At 42.7% G+C, this 22969-nt stretch carries 23 protein-coding genes; 8 read left to right on the forward strand and 15 right to left on the reverse strand.

Annotation, left to right across the window (positions count from 1 at the left end):
* Nucleotides 1-325: 325 nt before the first annotated feature.
* The 14 genes from gdhA to M917_RS09560 form a co-directional block, all read right to left on the reverse strand.
* Nucleotides 326-1672, reverse strand: a complete 1347-nt coding sequence (gdhA, locus tag M917_RS09495; protein WP_021814604.1) for an NADP-specific glutamate dehydrogenase — start codon at nucleotides 1670-1672, stop codon at nucleotides 326-328.
* A 72-nt stretch (nucleotides 1673-1744) separates the two neighbouring features.
* Nucleotides 1745-3040: a M20 family metallopeptidase gene (locus M917_RS09500; protein ID WP_021814605.1), complete on the reverse strand. Its 1296-nt coding sequence runs from the start codon at nucleotides 3038-3040 to the stop codon at nucleotides 1745-1747.
* An 80-nt stretch (nucleotides 3041-3120) separates the two neighbouring features.
* Entirely contained in the window at nucleotides 3121-3900 is a 780-nt protein-coding gene (gene pcaD, locus M917_RS09505; protein ID WP_021814606.1) for a 3-oxoadipate enol-lactonase, read from the reverse strand.
* 54 nt (nucleotides 3901-3954) lie between these two features.
* Nucleotides 3955-5193, reverse strand: coding sequence for a 3-oxoadipyl-CoA thiolase (gene pcaF, locus M917_RS09510; protein WP_021814607.1), 1239 nt, complete (start codon nucleotides 5191-5193; stop codon nucleotides 3955-3957).
* Between the two features lie 34 nt (nucleotides 5194-5227).
* Nucleotides 5228-5887 (reverse strand): 3-oxoacid CoA-transferase subunit B, encoded by a 660-nt coding sequence (locus M917_RS09515; RefSeq protein WP_021814608.1) that lies wholly within the window; start codon nucleotides 5885-5887, stop codon nucleotides 5228-5230.
* A 26-nt stretch (nucleotides 5888-5913) separates the two neighbouring features.
* Nucleotides 5914-6621 carry a 3-oxoacid CoA-transferase subunit A gene (locus M917_RS09520; RefSeq protein WP_021814609.1) on the reverse strand — a complete coding sequence of 236 codons (708 nt, stop codon included), beginning with the start codon at nucleotides 6619-6621 and terminating at the stop codon, nucleotides 5914-5916.
* Nucleotides 6622-6689: 68 nt separating this feature from the next.
* Nucleotides 6690-7886, reverse strand: coding sequence for a benzoate/H(+) symporter BenE (benE, locus tag M917_RS09525; RefSeq protein WP_021814610.1), 1197 nt, complete (start codon nucleotides 7884-7886; stop codon nucleotides 6690-6692).
* 91 nt (nucleotides 7887-7977) lie between these two features.
* A complete protein-coding gene (gene benD / locus M917_RS09530; RefSeq protein ID WP_021814611.1) occupies nucleotides 7978-8757 on the reverse strand; it encodes a benzoate diol dehydrogenase BenD in 780 nt (259 codons plus the stop codon).
* 47 nt (nucleotides 8758-8804) lie between these two features.
* On the reverse strand, nucleotides 8805-9821 hold the full coding sequence (benC, locus tag M917_RS09535) for a benzoate 1,2-dioxygenase electron transfer component BenC (protein WP_021814612.1): 1017 nt from the start codon (nucleotides 9819-9821) through the stop codon (nucleotides 8805-8807).
* Between the two features lie 76 nt (nucleotides 9822-9897).
* Complete coding sequence (gene benB, locus M917_RS09540) at nucleotides 9898-10395, reverse strand: benzoate 1,2-dioxygenase small subunit (protein ID WP_021814613.1); 498 nt, start codon at nucleotides 10393-10395, stop codon at nucleotides 9898-9900.
* Nucleotides 10396-10455: 60 nt separating this feature from the next.
* Complete coding sequence (benA, locus tag M917_RS09545) at nucleotides 10456-11835, reverse strand: benzoate 1,2-dioxygenase large subunit (RefSeq protein ID WP_021814614.1); 1380 nt, start codon at nucleotides 11833-11835, stop codon at nucleotides 10456-10458.
* Nucleotides 11836-11987: 152 nt separating this feature from the next.
* Entirely contained in the window at nucleotides 11988-12911 is a 924-nt protein-coding gene (catA, locus tag M917_RS09550; RefSeq protein ID WP_021814615.1) for a catechol 1,2-dioxygenase, read from the reverse strand.
* 230 nt (nucleotides 12912-13141) lie between these two features.
* A complete protein-coding gene (gene catC / locus M917_RS09555) occupies nucleotides 13142-13432 on the reverse strand; it encodes a muconolactone Delta-isomerase (RefSeq protein WP_021814617.1) in 291 nt (96 codons plus the stop codon).
* 87 nt (nucleotides 13433-13519) lie between these two features.
* Nucleotides 13520-14638, reverse strand: a complete 1119-nt coding sequence (locus tag M917_RS09560; protein ID WP_021814618.1) for a muconate/chloromuconate family cycloisomerase — start codon at nucleotides 14636-14638, stop codon at nucleotides 13520-13522.
* Between the two features lie 258 nt (nucleotides 14639-14896).
* Between M917_RS09560 and M917_RS09565 the strand changes: the two genes are divergently transcribed.
* The 3 genes from M917_RS09565 (at nucleotide 14897) to M917_RS09575 (ending at nucleotide 17466) form a co-directional block, all read left to right on the forward strand.
* Nucleotides 14897-15814, forward strand: coding sequence for a LysR family transcriptional regulator (locus M917_RS09565; protein ID WP_021814619.1), 918 nt, complete (start codon nucleotides 14897-14899; stop codon nucleotides 15812-15814).
* A 793-nt stretch (nucleotides 15815-16607) separates the two neighbouring features.
* Nucleotides 16608-16925 carry a hypothetical protein gene (locus M917_RS09570; protein WP_021814620.1) on the forward strand — a complete coding sequence of 106 codons (318 nt, stop codon included), beginning with the start codon at nucleotides 16608-16610 and terminating at the stop codon, nucleotides 16923-16925.
* A 244-nt stretch (nucleotides 16926-17169) separates the two neighbouring features.
* Complete coding sequence (locus tag M917_RS09575) at nucleotides 17170-17466, forward strand: hypothetical protein (protein ID WP_021814621.1); 297 nt, start codon at nucleotides 17170-17172, stop codon at nucleotides 17464-17466.
* A gap of 122 nt (nucleotides 17467-17588) precedes the next feature.
* Here the strand turns inward: M917_RS09575 and M917_RS09580 are convergent, their stop codons facing one another.
* A complete protein-coding gene (locus M917_RS09580; RefSeq protein WP_021814622.1) occupies nucleotides 17589-18506 on the reverse strand; it encodes a LysR family transcriptional regulator in 918 nt (305 codons plus the stop codon).
* Nucleotides 18507-18666: 160 nt separating this feature from the next.
* Between M917_RS09580 and M917_RS09585 the strand changes: the two genes are divergently transcribed.
* The 5 genes from M917_RS09585 to M917_RS09605 all read left to right on the forward strand — a co-directional run.
* Complete coding sequence (locus M917_RS09585) at nucleotides 18667-19113, forward strand: DoxX family protein (protein WP_021814623.1); 447 nt, start codon at nucleotides 18667-18669, stop codon at nucleotides 19111-19113.
* A gap of 119 nt (nucleotides 19114-19232) precedes the next feature.
* Nucleotides 19233-20051, forward strand: coding sequence for a DODA-type extradiol aromatic ring-opening family dioxygenase (locus M917_RS09590; RefSeq protein WP_021814624.1), 819 nt, complete (start codon nucleotides 19233-19235; stop codon nucleotides 20049-20051).
* A 216-nt stretch (nucleotides 20052-20267) separates the two neighbouring features.
* Nucleotides 20268-20396 (forward strand): hypothetical protein, encoded by a 129-nt coding sequence (locus M917_RS14535; protein WP_264629460.1) that lies wholly within the window; start codon nucleotides 20268-20270, stop codon nucleotides 20394-20396.
* A 132-nt stretch (nucleotides 20397-20528) separates the two neighbouring features.
* Nucleotides 20529-20867, forward strand: a complete 339-nt coding sequence (locus M917_RS09600; RefSeq protein WP_021814627.1) for a hypothetical protein — start codon at nucleotides 20529-20531, stop codon at nucleotides 20865-20867.
* Between the two features lie 732 nt (nucleotides 20868-21599).
* Nucleotides 21600-22969: hypothetical protein (locus M917_RS09605; RefSeq protein ID WP_040642507.1), on the forward strand; the 1370-nt coding region annotated here is incomplete at its 3' end.

Genomic DNA, 22969 nt, shown 5'->3' on the forward strand with positions numbered 1-22969 from the left:
AAGTACAGTTGATCCACTTTAAAAAAAATTACGGTTCTGCTGGTGTGAATTTTATGAAGCATCTGTTACGCTTGCGAACAGCCAGCGAAGAAAATTTATGCCAGTAGAACATAATTAACGGATGTGCTATTTTTATTCTAGATTGGCTATATTGGTTACTCATAAGCGTGGTGTTTTCTGTCATTTCTGTTTTTTAAAAAATCCTCCACTTACTATTTTTAGATAATAGGGTTAAAAATAGTGATAAAAAAGGCGCTCATATATCTTTTTAATATATGAGCGCCTTAGATTGTCATTACGATGAATTAAACACTCTTAACTAGAATTAGTTCAAAATACCATAAGCAACCAATGCGTCAGCAACGCGTTTAAATCCAACGATATTAGCACCGGCCATATAATTGATATAGCCATTATCAGTTTGACCGTACTGTTCGGAGGCAGCTGCTGCACTGTCATGGATATTTTTCATGATATTTTTGAGGCGCAAATCTATCTGCTCAAAGGTTTTGTATTGACGCACTGAGTTTTGTGACATTTCAAGTGCCGATACTGCCACACCGCCTGCATTGGCCGCTTTACCTGGAGCATAATGTACGCGGTGTAAATGGATGTAATCAATCGCTTCGGCGGTCAGAGGCATGTTGGCACCTTCGACGACATAGGTAATACCATTGTCAACCATGAGCTTGGCATCTGCTTCAGTGACTTCGTTTTGCGTCGCTGATGGCATCGCGATATCGCCTTTGAATTGCCACGGCTTTTGCTTTGCAAACCATTCACCGCCGTAGACATCGACATATTCAGCCAGGGGCTTACTTTTTGCTTTTTGGGCTTTTAGCCAGTCGATTTTTTCTTGGTTTAGACCTGCTGCATCGTACAAAGTGCCTTGTGAGTCTGACACGGTGACGACGACACCGCCCAGCATATGGACTTTTTCTGCAGCATGTAATGAGACGTTACCAGCACCTGAAATCAGTACTGTTTTACCTATGATATCGTCGTTTTGCGCAGCAAGCATGTTCTCTAAGAAATACACGGCGCCATAACCTGTTGCTTCCGTACGCATCAAACTTCCGCCAAAACCAACGCCTTTCCCAGTCAAAACCCCGCCATATTCGTGTGTGAGATTCTTATACATGGCAAACATATAACTGACTTCACGCCCACCGACACCAATGTCGCCAGCAGGCACATCGATGTCTTTATTGACGTAGTGATGTAGCTCACGCATAAAAGCGTAACAAAAACGGCGGATTTCACTGTCTGTTTTGCCTTTAGGATCAAAATCCGAGCCGCCTTTACCGCCGCCCATTGGCAATCCAGTTAAAGCGTTTTTGAATATTTGTTCAAAACCTAAGAACTTCAAAACAGATTGATTGACAGTTGGATGAAACCTAACGCCACCTTTGTAAGGACCTAAAGCATTACTGAACTGAACGCGCCAACCTCGGTTAACCTGAACTTCACCTTTGTCATTTTCCCAGTTAATACGAAAGGCCATAATGCGGTCAGGCTCAACGAGGCGTTCGAATACTTTCAACGTATTGTATTCAGGATGAGCGTCGTAGAGTGGTGCAATCGTAATGGCAACTTCTTTGACCGCTTGAACGAATTCAGGTTGATGGGCATAACGTGCTTCGACTTTTTCGATGGTCTGACTGATACTCATGTTTTTTCCTTATCTGTATAGCAAAGCTAAAAATAATGGTTTAGCGTCATTGAGACGTCTATGTTTTATGCACTATTGATTCATGGCCAAATAATCTATAGCTAATTGGCTCAGCGCTTTAGTACCGATTTTAAAAGATGATTCGTCTGCATAAAAATAGGGCGAGTGGTTGTAGGGTGCCTTACTGGCGTCTTGTCCTACGGGTGTACCGCCTAAGAAAATAAACAAACTTGGTACTTCTTGAGAATAAAACGCGAAATCTTCAGAGGCTGTTAGTTTTGGTACGTCAAGGACATTGTCAGCACCTGCTACATTTTTGAGCGTGGGCAGCATCTGCGCGGTAAGTGCTGGATCATTGATGGTGACAGGATAGCCTTGGGTGATTTTGACGTCTGCTTCTGCACCGGATGCCATGGCTATGTGGGAGGCCGTTGTTTTTATGTTGTCAAAGATTTTAGCGCGATTGTCCATATCGAAATTACGAATTGTGCCAATCATATTGACACTGTCTGGAATAATATTGTCACGTATCCCGCCGCTTATTTTACCAAATGAGATAATAGCAGGCTCTTTAGTGATGTCAATTTGACGGCTGACGATATGATTGACCCCGGTTACAATCTGTGACGCGGCAGCGATGGGATCAACTCCATTCCAAGGCGCTGAACCATGAGTCTGTTTGCCTTTCACTGTGATGTCAAATGTGTCGCCACTAGCCATGATAGGGCCGCTTCGATAACCAATCTGTCCAGTATTTAGATTCGACATAATATGCAATCCAAAAGCAACATCTGGTTTATACTTTTTGAAGATACCTTGCTTTAACATCAGGTTGGCACCACCTTCTTCTCCTTTAGGCGCGCCTTCTTCTGCTGGTTGGAATACGAACATGATATTGCCGTGCAGTTCTTTTTGTACGGCGGCCAGTACTTCAGCCGTCCCCATAAGCATGGCAACATGAGTATCGTGTCCGCAGGCATGCATGACGCCCACATCCTCTCCCATGTACTTAGTCACAATCGTTGATTTGAATGGGACATCCGTTTTCTCAGTGACTGGTAGGGCATCCATGTCTGCCCGTAGCATGACCGTCGGTCCGGGTTTAGCGCCTTTTAAGAATCCAACAACGCCAGTATGGGCGATGTCAGTTTCAACCTGCATACCGAGTGATTTTAGATGCTTGGCAACAATAGCAGCGGTACGGGTTTCCCGATTACTTAATTCAGGATGCTGGTGAATATCCCGACGCCATTCAATCACCTTCTTTTCAACGCTTTTGACTTCTTTATCGATATTAATATCGGCATGAGCGCTAAATGCGCTACAGGCAGCAATACTGATAACTAATGCGCGTAATGATCTTTTCATATCCCTTCCTTATTTGAGGTAACTTCCTTGTTGGTATTTTTTTCATAGTCGCGTTTAGATACGCCATAGATTTGACGTGATTAATGGATTAAATATTGCCGGAGTAGCTGATTGAATGTTTCAGGCTGCTCAATATTTGATATGTGTGACGCGTCGATAGTAGCAAGCTTAGCATTAGGAATATGTCCGACTATATATTGACCATCGGCAACCGTCGTCACTGGATCTTTAGAACCTGCAAGCACTGTGACTGGTACGCGGATATCTTTTAGCTGCTCACGAGTATCAGCGTTAGATAATGCCTCGCAGCAGCTGGCATAACCCTCGCTACTGCCAGCTGCGAGAGCGCCAGATAATGCTTTAACTACATCAGGATGATTATCAATAAAACTTGCTGTGAACCAACGCGAGGCAGCTGTAGCGGCGATAGGATCTAGACCTTGCTCACGTACCAATTGCGCGCGATCTACCCATGCCGCCTCATTACCAATTTTCGCGGCAGTATTGCATAGCATCAAGTGATGAAAGCGGTCAGGGTGATTGATGGCTAGCCATTGACCAGTCATACCGCCCATAGAAATGCCACAAAAAAATGCTTTATTAATATTCAAGTAATCAAGCAAATTAATGACGTCTTGCCCAAGCTGATCCAAATTATAAGGACCTATTGGGGCGGAAGAATTACCATGACCACGGGTGTCATAGCAGACAATAAAATAATCATTTTGCAAGACATCGATTTGTGGCTGCCACATATGATAGCTGGTGCCTAAAGAGTTGGAAAATATCAAAGCAGGATTGCTGTTATCACCAAAAGTGGCGTAGTTTAGGGCAATTTCTTGGTTGTCAAATATGGGCATGCTGAGTATCCTTATTTAGGATTGAAATGTTAAAGGCGTATGTAGAAATAAGTATTACGCTTGGTAATTAACCCGCTCAATAATCATGGCAATGCCTTGTCCTACGCCGATGCACATCGAGCAGATGGCATAACGCTTACCAGTTTTCTCAAGTTGATTGAGTGCTGTTAAAATCAAACGTGCTCCTGAGGCACCAAGCGGGTGACCAAGCGCAATCGCACCGCCATTAGGATTAACACGTTCGCTATCATCAGATAATTCCAAGTCACGCGTGCAAGCTAAAGCTTGTGCGGCAAAGGCCTCGTTTAATTCAATGACATCCATCTTATCGAGAGAGAGCCCCGTTTGCGCCAGTAGCTTTTTCATCGCCGGTGCTGGCGCAAAGCCCATAATACGTGGTTCAACACCTACCGTGGTTGAGGCCACAATACGCGCACGCGGCTTTAAGTTAAATTCTTTAACGGCTTGCTCCGACGCGACTAAAAAAGCTGCTGCGCCATCATTGATACCTGACGCATTGCCAGCGGTTACTGTGCCATTTTCTTTAACAATGGCGCGTAGTTTGGTTAGCGTTTCAAGCGTAGTATCAGCACGAGGGTGCTCGTCGGTATCGACAATGACGAGTTCACCTTTGCGCTGCGGGATAACGACAGGAGCAATCTCATCTTTGAAAAAACCTGACTCTTGGGCTGCAGCAGTACGTTGTTGGCTACGTAACGCAAATGCATCTTGGTCAGCACGATTGATATTGAACTGCTCTGCGACATTTTCGGCCGTTTGTGGCATGGTTTCTGTGCCATATAACTCATCAAGTTTTGGATTGATAAATCTCCAACCCATGGTGGTATCTTCGAGTTTATTAGTACGATCAAATGGCTTTTCCGATTTGCCCATCACAAATGGTGCGCGGCTCATGCTCTCAACGCCACCTGCAATAATAAGGTTAGCTTCACCTGTTTTAATCGCACGCGCCGCAATGGCTAAGGCATCCATAGATGAGCCGCATAGGCGATTCACCGTGGTGGCTGGCACTTGATAAGGTAGGCCAGCTAACAGTGACGACATGCGTCCGACGTTGCGATTGTCTTCACCGCTCTGATTGGCACAGCCGTAGATAACGTCATCTACTTGTACCCAATCGACATTAGCATTACGTTCCATTAGCGCCTTGATAGGGATAGCACCTAAGTCGTCTGCACGTACGGGTGCTAGAGCGCCGCCGTAGCGACCAAAAGGGGTGCGAATGGCATCAATGATATAAGCGTTGTTTAAACCAGTAGTTGAATCAGTCATGGCGATTATCCTAAGTATTGATTATGAGGTATTTTTATTTGGTCGCGTCAATGAGTGTGGCACCCGTCAAGGCTTGTAAGTCTTCAAAGCTTAGGTTATCAATCATCTCTGTGACGACCAGACCCTTATCAGTCACGTCGATGATGCAGAGGTCAGTATAAATACGATCCACACAGTTTTTTCCGGTTACAGGGTAAGTAAGCTCACTGACAATCTTAGGGTCGCCGTCTTTAGTGACATGGTTGGTCATCACAAAGACTTTTTTAGCACCAACAGCTAAGTCCATGGCACCGCCAACAGCAGGTATCGCATCTGGCGCACCCGTACTCCAGTTGGCCAAATCGCCGTTTTCAGCAACTTGAAATGCACCTAGTACACAGATGTCAATGTGACCACCACGCATCATCGCAAAGGAGTCGCCATGGTGAAAAAAGCTACCACCATCGAGCATGGTGACGTATTCTTTTCCAGCATTAATCAGCTCAGGATCCTGTTCACCTTTAGTAGGTGGCGGACCAAAAGCCAATAGGCCATTTTCTGAATGTAAAAACACGTCTTTATCAGCAGGTAAATACTTTGCAATTTTGGTAGGTAACCCAATGCCTAAATTGACATAGGCACCATCTGGAATATCTTGGGCAGCACGCTCAGCGATTTGATCGCGGGTCAAAACAGTGTAGGAAGTATGGCTCATGATGACGCTCCTTATAGTTGGCAGTATTAAGCAGTGGCTGTAGTTGCAGTGCTAGCAGATTCAGTACTAGCTGGCTGGATTTGCACCACATGCTTCACAAAGATACCCGGTGTAATAACGTGCTCAGGATCAAGCTCACCAAGATCAACCGTTTCAGACACTTGAGCGATAGTCACGTCAGCTGCCATTGCCATGATTGGGCCAAAGTTACGTGCAGACTTGCGGTAGACCAAATTGCCCCATCGATCGCCTTTAGAGGCTTTAATTAAAGCAAAGTCAGCTTTGATTGGATATTCTAAGACGTAGTCTTTGCCACCGATATTACGAGTCTCTTTACCTTCTGCGAGTAAGGTGCCAAAGCCTGTTGGCGTATATACTGCACCGAGTCCCATACCAGCTGCTTGGATACGACAAGCCAAATTCCCTTGAGGCACCAGCTCAAGCTCAATCTTGCCAGCATGATAAAGCTCATCAAATACCCAAGAATCTGATTGACGCGGGAATGAACAGATAATTTTGCGTACGGCACCTGTCTCAAGTAGTTTGGCCAAACCATAATCACCATTTCCCGCATTATTATTAATAATGACTAAGTCTCTGATACCTAACTTAATGAGACCATCGATAAGTTCTGCAGGTTGCCCTGCAGTACCGAAGCCGCCAATCATAATCGTAGCGCCATCTTTGATTTGACTGAGTACATCGGTGAGACTTTTATCCGCTTTGTTAATCATATTTATATCCTATGAGAAAGTAGTATTAGATATCGCTGACTCGTATTATTAATAAGTAGCGCTTTTTATTAAGAAGAAAGTGGCAGTAAACGTTTTTTTGTCAAAATGTAATGTGCCACCATACCGATAACAATGCCCCAAAATACCGAGCTTAGCCCCAAAAAGCTCATGCCAGAAGCTGTCGCTAAAAAGGTGATTAAGGCAGCATCTCTTTGGCCATCATCTTTCATGGCAATCGTGATGTTGGCAGAAATAGCACCAATAAGAGCAAGTCCAGCCAACGCTGCGACCAACTCTTTTGGCAAAAGGCTAAACATCCTGACAATGCTGCCAGCAAACAAGCCGCCTAATAAATAAAAAATACCGTTGGCAACGCCTGCGATATAACGTTTTTCTTTAAGCTCGTGCGCATCTTTGCCTGTGCACAGCGCGGCGGTAATCGCCGCCAGTACAATAGTGATGCCACCGACACAAGCGACGATTAATGACGCAAGGCTTGCGACACTCACTATAGGTTTGGCCGGTGTGTCGTAGCCACTGAGGTTTAAGATGGCCATACCCGGTAAAAATTGTCCCGTTAAGCTGACCAAAATAAGGGGAATGGCCAGGTTAAATGTGGCGTTCCAAGTCCATTCAGGCCAGATAACGGTGGGGATGGTAATCGCCAAATTCATATCAACAGGGTTCATCCTGCCGAGCAGAACGCTTAAAATAACCCCGCATAACAGTACCCAAATCATGGTATAGCGCGGTGAAAAACGCTTGGCGAGCAAGTAACAACCAAGCATGCTAAAAACGATAAATGGCATGGTGTTGGTTGCGACAAATAACTCTAAGCCAAACTGAAACAAAATACCGGCCATCATACCCGCTGCAATGCCATTCGGTATCCATCTTAAAATCTTGTCAAAAGAACCGGTTGCACCCACAAAAAATATGACCACTGCTGAGATGATATAAGCGGATATCGCCTCATTAATGCTCATTTCAGGAAATACGGTTACCAATAGTGCGGTACCGGGCGCTGACCAAGCGGTGATGATAGGGGTCTTGTATTTAATAGAGAGGTAAATGCCAGATACGGCAGCACCAATTGAGATACCCCAAATCCAAGAAGCCATCATCGAATCTGAGACCTGCGCGGCTTGTGCGGCCTGAAAAAAGATAATTAAGGGGCCCGCATACGAGATGAGCACCGCCAAAAATCCTGCCACCGATGCGGAGAGTGACCAATCTTCTCTTAATGTTTGGATGACAGTGGCCATATTGCTTCCTTGCAAATCAGCGGTAATCAGAGAGTAGAAGTGACGTTAGTCAAGCTACGATCTTACTGGACATTGATCTTACTGGCCATTGTTAGCCTGCATCACCACCACCCACAGGGATCGTACTGCCAGTAATATAGGAGGATTCCTCTGACGCTAAAAACACAATGGCATTGACTTGCTCATCGATCGTGCCGTAGCGTTTCATAAAGGTACGATCGATGGTTTGATCAACAACCGCATTCATCCATACCTTTTCATTATCCGTTAAAGGCTTGGCATTACGTGGGATTTTTCTAGGTGGTGCTTCAGTACCACCAGTTGCGACTGCATTTATACGAATGCCATCACTTGCATATTCAAAAGCGAGTGATGCTGTCATAGCATTCACACCACCTTTTGCGGTTGAATAAGGAATACGGTTGATACCACGTGTGGCGACAGAGGAGACATTAACAATGGTGCCTGATTGCTGTTCAACCATTATTGGTAATACCGCACGGCAACACCAGAGTGTTGGAAATAAAGAACGACTGATTTCTTTTTGGATATCTTCTTCAGAGAAGCTAGTAAAAGGCTTCATCCATATCGCACCGCCAACGTTATTCACGAGCACATCGATACGACCATAAGTAGCAATTGCCTTATCGATAGCTGCTTGTGCGCCTTGATAAGTTTCAAGATCCGCTTGGATCGTCGTGGCATCACCGCCGTTCGCCGTGATTTCAGCTAGTACCTCTTCTACCAACGGTGAGAAGTCTGCCATGACTATTTTTGCGCCCTCGCTTGCTAGACGTAAGGCGACTCCGCGCCCGATACCTTGGGCGGCACCAGTGACGATACATACTTTATTTTCAAAGTGCTTACTCATTGCTGTCTCCTAAAAACTTTACTTGTCGCTCTATGGCTTCAGCCATTTTATTTTTCACTGGGGGTGAATTTCTCATAATAAAAATTGCTGGGTTCTAGCTGGCTTGCATCTAGCCAGTTACTGACCGCATCGACCATGGCTAAAGGACCGCAGAGATAAACATCAACGTCACCTCCATTTAACCAATCGTCTTCAACGTGGCTTGTGACGTAACCTTTACGCTCATGGTTACTGTCCTCACTTGCCACACAGGTACGATAATCAAACCAAGCGTGGTTTTGTTTCACCTCTTCAAGTTTGGCGATTTCTACCAAATCTGTGTCATTGGTGACGCCATAGACCATATTGACAGGGTGATGGACGCCAGCAGCTTCTAAGCTTTTTAGCATCGATAAGAAAGGCGCAATGCCAGTACCTCCTGCCAAAAATAAAGTCGGGCGCACCAGTGGACGCAAATAAAAGCTGCCAAAAGGCCCTTCAAAGTTTATCTCTTGACCAATCTGCGCGATATTAGACAAGAAGGTACTCATTTTGCCGTTAGGGATATTACGGACGACAAACTCAGCTTGCTTCGCACTAGGCACAGAGCTGAATGAGTAGGAGCGAGTCTCATTAGAATCAGGGATGGTAATATTGACGTATTGACCCGGTAAAAAGACCAAGGCATCTGGATTTTCGATATCAACGCCAAAATGAATGGTCGATTCAGACAAGACATTGAGCTGTTGAAGCTTGCCTTTAAAAGTCGATTTGCCTACTTTGCAAGCTTCAGAGGAGCTTGGCACCTTGATGACGCAGTCGCTTTCTGGGATCATTTGACAAGTCAATACGTAGCCTTCGCTGGCCTCCGCTTCTGTGAGTGCATCTTCGATATACATATCAGGGTGCATCTCGTAGCTACCTGATTCACAATGGCAGCGGCAGGTACCGCACGCGCCATCCAAACAATCCACTGGGATATTGAATTTTTGACGATAAGCGGCTTCGGCGACCGTTTCATCTGCTTCACATTTGATAAAACCTGTGACGCCGTCTTCGAACTGTAGAGCAATATTGTATTCCATGAGAAATATCCCTTTTCAACACGTATTAAGTGAAACGCAGCGACTAAATAGTGACTGAAGAATAAGTGAGTAATGATTAAACGTGATAGACATCCATGATTTGATGCACATAGTCGTCTTTTAAGACCACATATTTGTCCAAAATCTTTGGTTGCTCTTGCGTCATGTCTATCTTGTACTGAGAGTATCCCCAATAAGTATTGGTCTCATGATAGCGATAGGATTTGTTGATCCAATTAAAGCGCACCGTCACGATACCGCCATTGTCTTCAAGCAATTCAATGTTAGATAAATTATGGGTGGTACGAGTATCAGGGATGGTCGCTGAAGAACGCTCCGTTTCGATACGGAAAATACGATCTTCAAGACCACGACGATCAGGGTAATAAATCAGTGAGATTTCTCTTTGCGGATCGCTAATCAGCTCACCATCGTCATCCCAGCTCGGCATCCAAAAAGGGCAATCTTCGTCATAATAAGTCAGCCATTCTTCCCATTTTTTCTCGTCCAATAAACGCGCTTCACGGTACAAAAACTGCCGAATCTCTTCGATACTAACGGTGGTATTTTTCATGATTGATATCCTTATATGTTTATGAGTCCTGCCATAACAAGCAAGTTACTGGCTGTCGTATTACCCTTCGCCATGTAGCTGTTTTTCTTGCTCTAGGGCTTTTTTCATCTCTTTATGCCAGTAGCGATGCTGGACGGTATATAAGCCTTCATCTTCAGTCTTAACGCCACTCATTAAAGGTTTGAGATCGATGGCAGCGGCGCCTTCATCAGCACCTTCTATCCAATGTTCAGAGCCTCGGCACATATCATTCCATTCAAGCTTGATGCCGTTATAGCCTTCTTGGCACGAGCGGAATTCTTCTAGATCATCAGGCGTTGCCATGCCAGTGACGTTAAAGAAATCTTCGTACTGACGAATACGGCGCGTCCGTGCTTCATCGCTTTCGCCTTTGGGGGCGATACACCAAATGGTAACTTCGGTTTTATCGACAGCTAGTGGACGGAGCATGCGAATTTGTGAGCTGAACTGATCCATGATGTAGACGTTTGGATAGAGGCATAAGTTGCGCGAGCGCCCAATCATCCAATCTGCCATGGCTTCGCCGTATTTGGCGATATAGTCGTCACGATAGGCATAGTTTGGACGGTCTTGTGGGTTTTCCCACTGAGTCCATAGCAGCATATGGCCATTTTCAAAGGAATAAAAACCACCGCCTTGACGACCCCATTTACCCGCATTCATGGCTTTGATGTTGTCCGCTTTTACCGCTTCTTGCTCTTTGCGGCGGGCAGTCGTCGCCGCGTAGTTCCAATGCACCGCTGAGACGTGATAGCCGTCGGCACCATTTTCCGCTTGCAGTTTCCAGTTACCATCAAAGGTATAAGTTGACGTACCACGTAGGACTTCTAAACCTTCTGGTGATTGATTGACAATCATGTCAAGGATTTTGGTAGAGCCACCAAGCCAGTCTTCGATAGGTTCGACATCATCATTTAGGCTGGCAAATAGAAACCCTTTATAGTTGGCAAGTTTGACTTGCTTGAGGTCGTGTGAACCGTCTTTGTTGAATATCTCAGGATAACCGGCACCGCGAGGGTCTTTAACCTTGAGCAGTTTGCCCGAGTTGTTAAATGTCCAACCGTGGAATGGGCAGGTATAAGTGGCTTTGTTGCCTTTTTTATGACGGCATAACTGAGCGCCGCGGTGTGAGCAAGAGTTGATCATACAGTGCAGCTCACCCTCTTTATTGCGGGCAAGGATGACTGGCTGACGACCAATGTATGAGGTGTAGTAATCATTGTTATCAGGCACTTGAGTTTCATGAGCCAGATAGACCCAATTGCTCTCAAAGATATATTTTATCTCAAGATCAAATAGTTCTTCATTGGTAAAGGCACTACGATGCAGACGATAAATCCCTTGTTCTTTACTTTCTTCTAAAAAATCATCAATAGTGATGTCTGATCCTTCAGGTACTAGGTTGATACGCTCGCTCATGGTGGCCTTCCTTGTATAATAACGGTGTTAAATCAGGGTAGAGAGTAAAGAGCGTAACGCTTGATACGACAGCTTGGGACGTATCAAACGCAAAATGCTATGGTTTACTCACTATTTGTATTCAGTATCAAATGGTTGCTATTAAAAGCTCATTAACCTTGGGCGCGTCGGCGTTCGACTTCGCTGCCTTGGACGGGTGTATCGATGTCTTTGACAAGATGGAAATCAAAATCAATACTGGCATAAGGTTTATCAAGGGCTTTTTCTGTTAGCTGCTCAGCGTCTTCAACCATCGTCACTTCTGGCACCAAACCTTCACGACTGGCAAAAGCAAAGTCATCCCATAAGTACTCATCGCCATCGATGTTAATTTGCGTGGTCAATTTGCGATGTCCCTCTGCACTGGCGAAAAAATGAATATGGGCGGGACGATGACCATGACGGCCTAGCGGGCCCAGTACTTTTTGCGTCATGCCGTCTGGTGGCACCGAATAACCAAGCGGTACAATACTGCGGAAGGCATAATGGCCGTTTTCGTCAGTGATGATGCTGCGACGTAGGTTAAAATCAGACTGTGATTCATCAAAGAAAGAATAGTTGCCTAAGCTATTGGCATGCCATACTTCAACTTTGGCGTTTGGCAGTGGTTTACCATCGTTACCATAAACAGTCCCTTGCATAAATAGCACCGTACCATTGTCAACATCCGTACCATCGTCTAGGCGCGCAAAGCCTTTTTCTTCTGGTGCTCCAGCAACATAGAGTGGCCCTTCGATAGTACGTATAGTGCCGCCGTCCAGTCCTGCTGCTTTTAAATCTTCTTCGATCATCAAATCCATGAAGTGATCAAAACCAAGACCTGGCGATAATAGACCGGCTTCTTTGCCCAAATCACCAATGAATTCAACGCCAGTCCAGTATTCATCGGCTGTGATTTTTAGGTCATTGATGGTTTGCATGAGGTCGGTGACGATACGTAATACAATCGCTTGTACGCGTGGATTGACTTGTTCAGGGAAGTCAATTTTGCCTTTGATGAATTGCGTGGCTAATGCTTCAATTTGGCTGCGTTCCATGTCTCTCTCCTTGTTGAGGACTGTTTAAAAGGTCAAGTTATTGAGTATTCTTACTCAAATTTTGTTTGTCTGACTGTTTTATTAAATTTTGGGTAATAAAATACGTTTGGTCACATACAGACCAATGATGTTTAGTTATAAGAAACGAGTGATGTTTATTGCTGAAAACGCTATGGATAGGTGGTTATTAGCGGCTTGCATTGAGCCTATTAATAGCGTTATCTATCCGCTTAGCTATCGTCATCACGGATAGACGATGGATGACGTAACAATGGGGTCACCTCAACTTTCATGTACGGGTAAAGGGGTAGTGACATCATGATGTTGTGTAGCTCTTCATTGCTCTCAACATCGAAGATACTAAAGTTCGAGTACTCGCCAGCCAAACGCCAAATGTGACGCCATTTACCTTGTTCTTGAAGTTTCTGTGAGAGGGCTTTTTCGGTTGCTTTAAGCTCATTGACCTTATCGGCATCCATATCCGTTGGGATTAAAACATCCATTCTGACGTGATATAACATAACTGTTTCCTTACATTTCATGAGAAGAAATTTGACTGGTTGCTACCGCGCTTCATTTTGAACATTCGTAGCAAATGACAACTTTTATTATTTAGCGACTGCTTGTTTGGCATAGCGATAAACTTTATCGCTGTCTACTTCGATGCCAAGCCCCGGACCAGTAGGAACGTTTAGTCCGAAATTTTGGTAATCAAGTGGCTGCACTAAAATATCTTCGGTCAATAAGAGCGGGCCGAACAGCTCTGTGTCGAATCTCAAACTCGGATACGTTGAGAACACATGGGCCGATGCCGCTGTGCCAATAGGGCCTTCTAACATCGTACCGCCATACAGCTCGACACCTGCTAAATGTGCCATTTGTCCAATCAAACAAGCGGCTTTTAAGCCACCTGCTTGGTTGATTTTTACCGCAAAGACATCAGCACAATGATCTGCTGCTAAATGAAAGGCATTCTGAGGATCTTGGACAATCTCGTCCGCCATTATAGGCACATCAAAATGCTCAGTTAAACGTTTTAGCGCGGATTTATTACGCATTGAGATGGGTTGTTCTATTAAATCAACGCCGCCTGTCTGTAATAGGCTAATGCCTTGCATGGCCTCAAGTTCTGTCCATGCTTGATTGACATCAACCGTAATGCGGCAATCTGGTAAAGCCTGTTTGATCGCCAATACATGAGCGACGTCATCAAGAATAGGATTACTACCAATTTTTAATTTAAAAATGCGATGGCGTTTTTGTGCAATCATACGTTTGGCTTCACTGATATCGGTAGCCGTATTGCCGCTGGCCAGCGTCCACGCCACTTCGATACGATCACGTACACGGCCACCGACCAGCTCGCTAACTGGCAAGTTCAGACGTTTGCCTTCGATATCAAGTAACGCTGTTTCAATCGCACACTTTGCAAAACGGTTACCGTTGATGTGATCGTTTAACAGTTGCATTGCTTTTGCTGCGCTGGCGGGCTGCTCTTTTAGTAATAGCGGGGTAAAGTAGGTGTCGATATTGGTCTTGATGCTATGAGGACTTTCTTCGGCATAGCTTAGGCCGCCAATCGTCGTCGCTTCGCCCCAGCCTTCATAACCATCTTCTGTTTGGATATGTACGAGCACGAGTACTTGTTCGTTCATCACGGTGCAAGCAAGCTTATGCGCTCGAATAGTAGGTATTGGTACCAGTAAGGTATTAATTGAACGAATCATAACAGTCCCTAGTTGATAAGTGGTGCGTCCTTATGCTTAATAAGAACTATAAATGCTAGGTAACAACATGTCTAAGACCTATTTAGTCTATTATTGATACCTTTTAGGTATTTTGATATACAACCTGCACCGTGTTATGTTCTTTAGGTATAGAGATGGATGCCAGAACGAGCTTACGCAGATGTCATAGCAACTAGCATAACCCGTGAAAAAATGACTGAAAAAACCAATGCAATGCCCAATCAAGGAAGATAAAAGATGGAACTGAGGCACTTACGCTACTTTGTGGCAGTCGCAGAAGAAAAGAGCTTTAATAAGGCAGCTGCGCGCTTGTATATCTCACAGCCGCCACTCAGTAGACAAATCAAACAGCTAGAGGAAGAGATAGGTGTCACGTTAATTGATAGGGAAAATCGCCCGCTCAAACTCACTGAGGCAGGGGAGTTTTTTTATGATCATGCCATTCAGATACTAAAAAAATCTGACGATCTGCGAGCCATGACCATTCGTAAAGGCAGTTTTGATCACTCATTGTCTATCGGTTTTGTCTCATCGATCCTATATGGCATACTGCCAAAAGTGATTGCGCGTTTTCGTGAAGTGTATCCAAATATAGAGATTAAGCTGTATGAGCTAAATTCTTGGCAGCAAACTCAAGGTTTGGTAGACGGAAAAATAGACGTTGGATTTGGTAGATTGTTGTTCGAAGACGCCTCTATTAGGCGGATGGTGCTTAGAGAGGAGAGTTTGGTTGTGGCTGTTCCTATAAACCATCCTTTAGCAAAAGAAGGACGCACCAGTGTGAGGCTAATGGATTTAACCAACGAAAATTTATTGTTATATCCAACCGCACCGCGTCCCAGCTTTATCGATTATGTCTTAGAGTTATTTGAAGCGCGTAATTTGAAGGCTAACTATTTTACAGAAGTGCGTGAGTTGCATATTGCGTTAGGATTGGTGGCAGCAGGGGAAGGTTTGACTATCGTGCCAAAAACGCTTGAGCATTTGCGTAGTCAAGAAGTAATTTATATCCCATTTGAAGATGGACTGTTAACGTCACCGATTGTGATGAGTATCAGACACTTTGACAAGTCAGATCTTTTAAAAACATTGCTGGACGTCACTTATCAAATTTACGATGCGGAAGGCTTTGACTATAAACGTGAAAACATTTAAGCCTCTACCATGTCAAACCCCAATATTAACAACATCACCTGAGAAAAGTAAATTTCATACCTCAGGCTTCTACACTATGCAAATAATAGCATGTAGGGGTTTTTCGACTCATTAGATTAAAATAAATCCATGGCATATGGAGATGTTATTGATATTTTGGACACCATAGTATCGGGGTGTGTGAAACCTAATAAGTTATAGTTTAAATTAACATTTGGTCTACTCTAGCATTGAATCATTCTCCACTATCGATATTAATTTTAAAACTACATCTCTCAGCTTATTCAGATACTCATAATGATTAAGCTATTGAACTAGCGACTAAGACTTTTTGAATTGTTAAAAGATTATTTCCGTTTTACCTTTTCTAAGTAATCAAGATATTGGTTTGTAGAATCTTTTTTTAATATTGAGGTCTTGAGTGTTGTCTGTACGTCGAGCTCTTAATATTCTTGGCTTAGACTTAGTTTTTGATGGTTGTTTATTTAATTCATTAGCTGCGAATTTTTTCATTGGTGTTCGATGCTACTTTATCTCTTGGAATACTGGACAAATCGTTCCTTAACGACTGTTTCAACCTTATCATCAAATATATTGAGCTGGATTATAATCAGACTAGGATTCAGAAGGGTCTAGGTTATAAAACGCCAAGGCAGGTATAGTTTGACTATTATCGTCAAGCTGCATAACTAAAATCTCCCAAGTTTAACTGTACGGATTTGACGGCAGGGGTCAAAGTGCTACGCAGCAGACCCAAATACAGGCAATCAAAAAAAATAGTCGTAATGAGCGTTTGCAAACTCGCGAAGCGATACAGCAGGTTTTGACGGCCGATCAACGCGCACAGCTTGACAACATGAAATCAGAGCGAAAAGGTAAAGATCGCCGCGGTGGGCATAAAGGAGGAAAACAAAATTCGCTATCTCAGCTAAATCTCAGCAGCGCCCAACAAACGCAAATTGACGCTATCAGAAGAAATATTAGCAGCGATCGCATGCAAAAAAGAGAATCTGTAATGGCGGTTTTGACTAATGATCAGCGCGCACAGCTCGAAGCTGCAAAATCTCAAAGACAAGATAAAGGGCGTCGTGGTCTTAATCAGCAACAATAAACAAAAAAATTGTCTGACTATTTTTATTTTCGAATCAAATAAAAATAGTCAGTGCCATAGTTATTTTTGTGCAGGATAATATTGTCATGCCGCAGCAGACCTTACATTCAAAGTGCTCAGGACGATAAACATGCGGCAATGATAGGGTACGCTCTTGACGTTTTTTAGAGTTAAAGTATGACGAATGTATCGTGGTCAGTTGAGATAAAGTTTGTGTTAATAATAGCGGTAAAGGAGGCTTATCATGAGAAACTATTTTGATTCTATTAATACTAAAGTACGGTTACTATATTTAGGCTTGGCTGTAGCAACGGCACCAGTAACCTCTACGTTTGCTATATTACCTATGATGTCAGAAGCATTTGAACCCAGCTCAGTTATTGTTGATTCTGCTGATGACCAAGTAGAATCGAACGCCTCTCAAGTTCAGCAACAAAAAATTAAGATGACAACCGCGCAAGTCAGTTCCTCAGAGCATAAGACAAAACAAAGTGCGTTGTTGCCTTATCCAATAACGAGTTTAGTAAAAAAGGCAAATTGACTCATCATGAGTGCTATGAATGAAATATTTTAAAGTACTGAGTCTTTTTAAATATTTACACTCTAAGAGCCGCAAACTTAAAAACCGTTAATCATACAGCGCTTAGCTATTCAAGCGGTTAATTATTCGCCAGTTACCTGCTTATCCCAGTACGGCGGGGAGCCATAATAGTCTGTCATAAAGTCAATAAAGCACCTGATCTTGTGAGGTAATAGTTTTCTATGAGCATAGACCGCGTATAATCCTAAAGGGTTGGATTCATATTCAGGTAAAACGATAACAAGCTTGCCAGCGTTTAGCGCTTTGCTAGCAATAAAAGTCGGTTGCAATACTAGTCCTGCGCCTTCAATGGCTGCTTCCACCAAGACGTCGCCGTTATTACTATGAAAAATACTGCCTTCTTTGAGCTGTTTCGCTTTTATATATTTAAAAATTTGCCCCTTAGTCTCTAGATTCATATAGCTATAGTGCAAATAGCAATGCGATTCTAAATCTTCAAGTCGTTTAGGCGTACCATGAACTTTTAGATACTTAGGCGCTGCACATAAAATCACGCGGATAGGCGCGATTTTCTTAGCAATAAGCGATGAGCTATCGAGCTGTCCAATTCGTAAGGCAATATCAAAGCCTTCGTCAACGATATCGACTTTTCGGTCACTCAACTGTAGATCAACAGTGACTGAAGGATAGCGTACCTGAAAGTCAGTAATCAATTTTGCCATATGCTTTAAGGCGAATGAGACAGGCGCACTAATTCGCAATGTACCCTTAGGTAATTGCTGCAATCCGCCCAATTGCGCCTCCATGTTATCAATACTCAACAAAATCTGCTGCGCATGGATAAAATATTGGCTGCCAGCCTCAGTCATGCTCACTTTGCGAGTGGTGCGATTGAGCAGGCGAGTATGTAGCTGCTCCTCCAACTTAGAGATATATTTACTCACCAATTGCGGTGAGAGCTGCAAAGTGATTGCTGCCTTACTAAAGCTGCCTTCATTCACTACCGCGACAAAGGTGCGCATTGATTCGATTCTATCCATTTGTATCCTTTATTGATCACAATGTTGAATGCACTATCAATGCTATGTTGTTAATCATTCAACATTATCTATCTTACTCTTTTATCGCGTTGATAGTAAAGTAGTGTCATTCTAAGAGATTAGATAATTCTTAATAATAAATACAATGGAAAAATTATAAATGAAAACGTCACTATTCAGTAAGACTTTACACTCTAACGCTGGCGCGGCTGCACTAATCTTGCGTGTGCCAGTGGGTTTAATTTTGGCCGCACATGGTGCGCAAAAGTTATTTAGTTGGTTCGGTGGCAATGGGCTAACAGGCACCGCGCAATGGCTGAGCAGTATGGGTATGGAGCCTGGCTTGTTAATGGCTATATTGGCAGGCGGTGCTGAGTTCTTCGGTGGTCTTGCCTTAGTATTAGGATTACTCACGCGACCTGCCGCCCTCATTGCTGCATTTACTATGTTAATTGCTATTTTCTCTGTCCATATCAGTAATGGGCTATTTGCCGCTGATGGTGGTTACGAATATGCCTTAGTTTTGATGGTCGCTTTGCTTTCCCTAGCCGTACAAGGTGGCGGTTATCTTAGTATAGATAAGGCATTATCAGAAAAAATGGGTTGAGTTTAATTGCTATTGATAGAGCAAAAGCTAGATTAGCTGATGCCTAGCGCTTTTTTTAATATTTACACTTGTTGTCACTTTATTCGTTGTGGTGATAAAGAGCAATGGAGTAGCATTTTATGAGTAATCAATCAACCGCAGTTAAGCAGCCCGTATTCTTTATTCCTCACGGTGCAGGACCTTGCTTTTTTATGGATTGGCAACCTGCGGATATGTGGGATGGGATGGCTCACTTTTTAACAGGCATTGCTGTTCAATTACCTGAGCTGCCAAAGGCTATCTTGATCATTAGCGCGCATTGGCAGACGCCTGAGTTTAGGGTGACATCTGACCCAAAACCTGACTTGATTTATGATTATTATGGCTTTCCTGAACATACTTATCAGCTGACATACCCCGTAGCTGGTGCGCCTGTATTAGCTGAGCGCATAGGCAAGTTGCTTACCGATGCAGATCTAGCGAATAAGCAGGACTGTTCCAGAGGCTTTGATCATGGCATGTTTATCCCGTTGAAATTGATGTTCCCTGACGCTGATATCCCAGTAGTACAGTTATCACTACGTAATGATTTGGATCCAAAAGCACATTTGACTGTAGGTGAAATACTGGCTTCTTTACGCCAAGAAGGGGTGCTAATCATTGGTAGTGGCATGAGTTTTCACAATATGAGCGGCTATGGCGATGCAAGCTTTACCGCACCGTCAGAGCGTTTTGATGAGTGGCTGACGACTACCGTTGCAGCCGATGCAGATGAGCGCTTTACAGCGCTTACTAATTGGGTAGATGCGCCTCATGCATTGGATTCACATCTATTAGGGCAACAAGAGCATTTGCTACCGCTGATGGTGACGGTGGGTGCAGCAGGGAGCGATAAAGGACGTAAGGTTTACTCCCAGCAAGTGCTAAAAACGCAGTTATCCGCTTTTCAATTTGGTTAAATGGTGGCGTAGATTTGATAGAAAATATGGCGCGAATAAAAAACGATACAGCGTTGAGCGCCAACTTTATTATTGACCAATAAGTACAAATCAATAAATGAGAATAGCCAGAAATTGAGTGGGCTATTAAAAGACAAAAGAGGAGCGTCGATGATGTTTTTTAAGCGGATGATGAAATTATATAGCAAGGTGGCTATCTTACTTTTAAGTGTCAGTATGGCTTCTGCATTCGCCGCAAATAACGACGTTGATAATAACACTGCGGGGAGCAAGATGACCATTGCTATTTCTCAAGGTGAGATTAAAGGAGAGGTAGATAATGACGTTACCGCCTTTTACCTTTAATACGTTATAGTATCACTTGCTATTGCAGCAACTCTATCACTTACTGGTGTATCAGCTTATGCTGCCCCTGCAGCAAAGGCAAGCACTAAACCAGCTACGCCATTAAAGATCGGTACTACTAATAATGATGGCATGACAACATATAAAGGAAAGACTGTAGTATCAGGAATTCTTGAATATAATCTGATTAATGAAGCAGGGTTTCCGGCTGAATTTACTGTGGATAGCAAATCAAAAGCGATGATTCCCAAAGTGCCTAAAACAAACTATCCTACTCAGTTTGCGCTTGAGTCAGACAATCCTCAGATTGAGAGATTAAAGCTTAATAAAAAGAAGTGCTATCGCATTCCAATGACAATAGAAATCGACGGATACTATAGTAGTAGTTATGAGGGTGAATCTGATGGTGCTAATTTATTAAAAATTATCAAGAAGGGTACGCCAGTGCTAACAAGTTGTAATGTTGGATAATAGTAAGGCTGGCATGCCAGCACATATTTGAAATTATATATGTGATAAATCACTACTAATTAGTTTGTATTACTAAATACCAGTATCAAAAACATGACTTGAGTAAAAAAATAGGCTGCTAATGCTATGTTTCATATATAGCTAGTAGCCTATTTACTACTATTGAAATTGCATTCATGAAAATGTCCATCTATCTGAGCTATGTTGAGAAAAAGTAAGAATAAATTTGGCTATTGTACCAGTAGAAGCTTCAAACAAACCGATTGCAATCGCGAATTATGCAGTTGTCAATATAAAGTAGAATGGTATTGATAGATGACTAATACTCTAACCGATTGAGTGTTAACCATCTATATTTAACCTTCATATTTTGTACTTGCCAGCCAGAGATAGTCACATCAATCTGCTCAGACCATTTATTGATTAAAATCTTTCAAGTTAATGTCTACGGATTTGACAGCAGGGGTAAGCCTATCTTTGGTGCTATTGCTTGAATAGCTGACCAGGTGGAAGGATAGTCGCCCGCCGCTTCAATCAGCATGCGAACGGAGCATTCTTTAATTTCAGGGGTGTAGTTTCGCGTTTTCATTATCGTATACTCTAAAAACTCTGTAAATGCTTTTATCAGTGTATTTTAAGATTTAATTATCATACCTCAAAAAGTAATTAGCTTGATATACTCAGTTAAGAATGAGGTCAATATTATAACAAAACACCTTGGAACTTATAACAATGGCATTTATAGACTCAATAGCTGATAAATTCAAAATTGAAGAAGAGTCACGGACTGATTTACTAGAAGTTTGGAAGTATTTAGATAATGACACAGTTTTTAAGCTTAAATTTTGGTATGCAAAAAACTCACTTAATGAAGAGCTAGCCAAGGAAATTTGGTTAAACGAAACTCGCCAATTAAATAAGCTAAAATCTGTTACTAAGGCAGAAAAATATCTTGAAGTAATTCATGATAGCTTCATCGATAACAGTGGTAATTACTGCCTAATCTATCCAACTGATGAAGAGTCTAAAACACTGGATACCAAGCTAATAGAAATAGAAGCCAAGCCCAAAAGGATAAGCTTATTTTCTAATAGCAGAAGTCATTGGTTAAGCAAAAACAAGATAATGTCTACTACCAGTAGAATGCTTTTATGGAAGAATGTATTAAGGCTGATAGAGGGTATTGAGATATTGCATGGCCAGGATATCATTCACAGAAACATCAATACTAATAGTGTGATTTATAAAGAAAGTGAAGAAATTGACGACACAGAAAGATTTGTGCTGAGTGGTTTTGAAAAATCCTTAGATTTTAACAAGATTAATAAACCTATATTTATGGGTGAGCACAAGGATGTTATTTGCACAACTCACCAAGACTGGAGCGACTTAGGTGTTTTAATATTAAAATTATTGGGAATTGAGTCCGACAGTTTTCAAGAAAAACTACTGCGCAACGAAGCATTGGCGTTAAGACTTCTACTAGAAGGCCATTCAACCGGCCATACTAAATTAGTGGATAAGACTCAACTAAAATTATTGGTAGAGCAAGCCATTACAGACTTGTCAGAAGTTGATAATTCATTCTCGCCGGTATTCTATATCACAACAGCAGGCTTTGATTCTGATTACTTTAGTGGTATCAGGAACACTATAAAAAATTATCTAATCGATAATCAAAGTCAAAATTATGATGCTCATAATTTAACAAATACTGATGTCGTCGACATTATCAAAGAAGATATTACATTAGATCCTTTCACTGTATTTAATGATAGATATGGCAATGAATTTATTTTAAAAGGGAAGAATTTTCTATATAAATTTAAAGAGTTCAAGCACGATAACTTTGGTGACTGGTATGTTTCTAATATAACGGCAATATATGATAGCGTCCCTGACTGGCTCAACTATAGAGAATCCATCGAAATTAAGGGGAGCTTGGTTTTTACACCTAATGCATTTAGGCTTATGCAAAAGAACGAGTTTTCGGATGAAAACTCATGGAAACTAAAGTTAATACAGTTCAAAAAAGAGCAGAAGTATACAGACTCTGAGCTAGAATGCCTTCAGGGGTTGTTATTATCTTTTGCGATTGACGT

The sequence above is a fragment of the Psychrobacter aquaticus CMS 56 genome (assembly GCF_000471625.1).
Lineage (GTDB): Bacteria > Pseudomonadota > Gammaproteobacteria > Pseudomonadales > Moraxellaceae > Psychrobacter > Psychrobacter aquaticus.

Coding starts and splice junctions, on each gene's coding strand:
- benC (WP_021814612.1), bottom strand. CDS start 9,821: ATGGAATACAATATTGCTCTACAGTTCGAAGACGGCGTCACAGGTTTT.
- catA (WP_021814615.1), bottom strand. CDS start 12,911: ATGGAACGCAGCCAAATTGAAGCATTAGCCACGCAATTCATCAAAGGC.
- benD (WP_021814611.1), bottom strand. CDS start 8,757: ATGAGTAAGCACTTTGAAAATAAAGTATGTATCGTCACTGGTGCCGCC.
- benE (WP_021814610.1), bottom strand. CDS start 7,886: ATGGCCACTGTCATCCAAACATTAAGAGAAGATTGGTCACTCTCCGCA.
- catC (WP_021814617.1), bottom strand. CDS start 13,432: ATGTTATATCACGTCAGAATGGATGTTTTAATCCCAACGGATATGGAT.
- M917_RS09580 (WP_021814622.1), bottom strand. CDS start 18,506: ATGGATAGAATCGAATCAATGCGCACCTTTGTCGCGGTAGTGAATGAA.
- benB (WP_021814613.1), bottom strand. CDS start 10,395: ATGAAAAATACCACCGTTAGTATCGAAGAGATTCGGCAGTTTTTGTAC.
- M917_RS09585 (WP_021814623.1), top strand. CDS start 18,667: ATGAAAACGTCACTATTCAGTAAGACTTTACACTCTAACGCTGGCGCG.
- M917_RS09600 (WP_021814627.1), top strand. CDS start 20,529: ATGACAACATATAAAGGAAAGACTGTAGTATCAGGAATTCTTGAATAT.
- M917_RS09515 (WP_021814608.1), bottom strand. CDS start 5,887: ATGAGCCATACTTCCTACACTGTTTTGACCCGCGATCAAATCGCTGAG.
- benA (WP_021814614.1), bottom strand. CDS start 11,835: ATGAGCGAGCGTATCAACCTAGTACCTGAAGGATCAGACATCACTATT.
- M917_RS09565 (WP_021814619.1), top strand. CDS start 14,897: ATGGAACTGAGGCACTTACGCTACTTTGTGGCAGTCGCAGAAGAAAAG.
- pcaD (WP_021814606.1), bottom strand. CDS start 3,900: ATGCCCATATTTGACAACCAAGAAATTGCCCTAAACTACGCCACTTTT.
- M917_RS09590 (WP_021814624.1), top strand. CDS start 19,233: ATGAGTAATCAATCAACCGCAGTTAAGCAGCCCGTATTCTTTATTCCT.
- pcaF (WP_021814607.1), bottom strand. CDS start 5,193: ATGACTGATTCAACTACTGGTTTAAACAACGCTTATATCATTGATGCC.
- M917_RS09500 (WP_021814605.1), bottom strand. CDS start 3,040: ATGAAAAGATCATTACGCGCATTAGTTATCAGTATTGCTGCCTGTAGC.
- M917_RS09575 (WP_021814621.1), top strand. CDS start 17,170: ATGAGAAACTATTTTGATTCTATTAATACTAAAGTACGGTTACTATAT.
- M917_RS09560 (WP_021814618.1), bottom strand. CDS start 14,638: ATGATTCGTTCAATTAATACCTTACTGGTACCAATACCTACTATTCGA.
- M917_RS09520 (WP_021814609.1), bottom strand. CDS start 6,621: ATGATTAACAAAGCGGATAAAAGTCTCACCGATGTACTCAGTCAAATC.
- M917_RS14535 (WP_264629460.1), top strand. CDS start 20,268: ATGGCTTCTGCATTCGCCGCAAATAACGACGTTGATAATAACACTGCG.
- gdhA (WP_021814604.1), bottom strand. CDS start 1,672: ATGAGTATCAGTCAGACCATCGAAAAAGTCGAAGCACGTTATGCCCAT.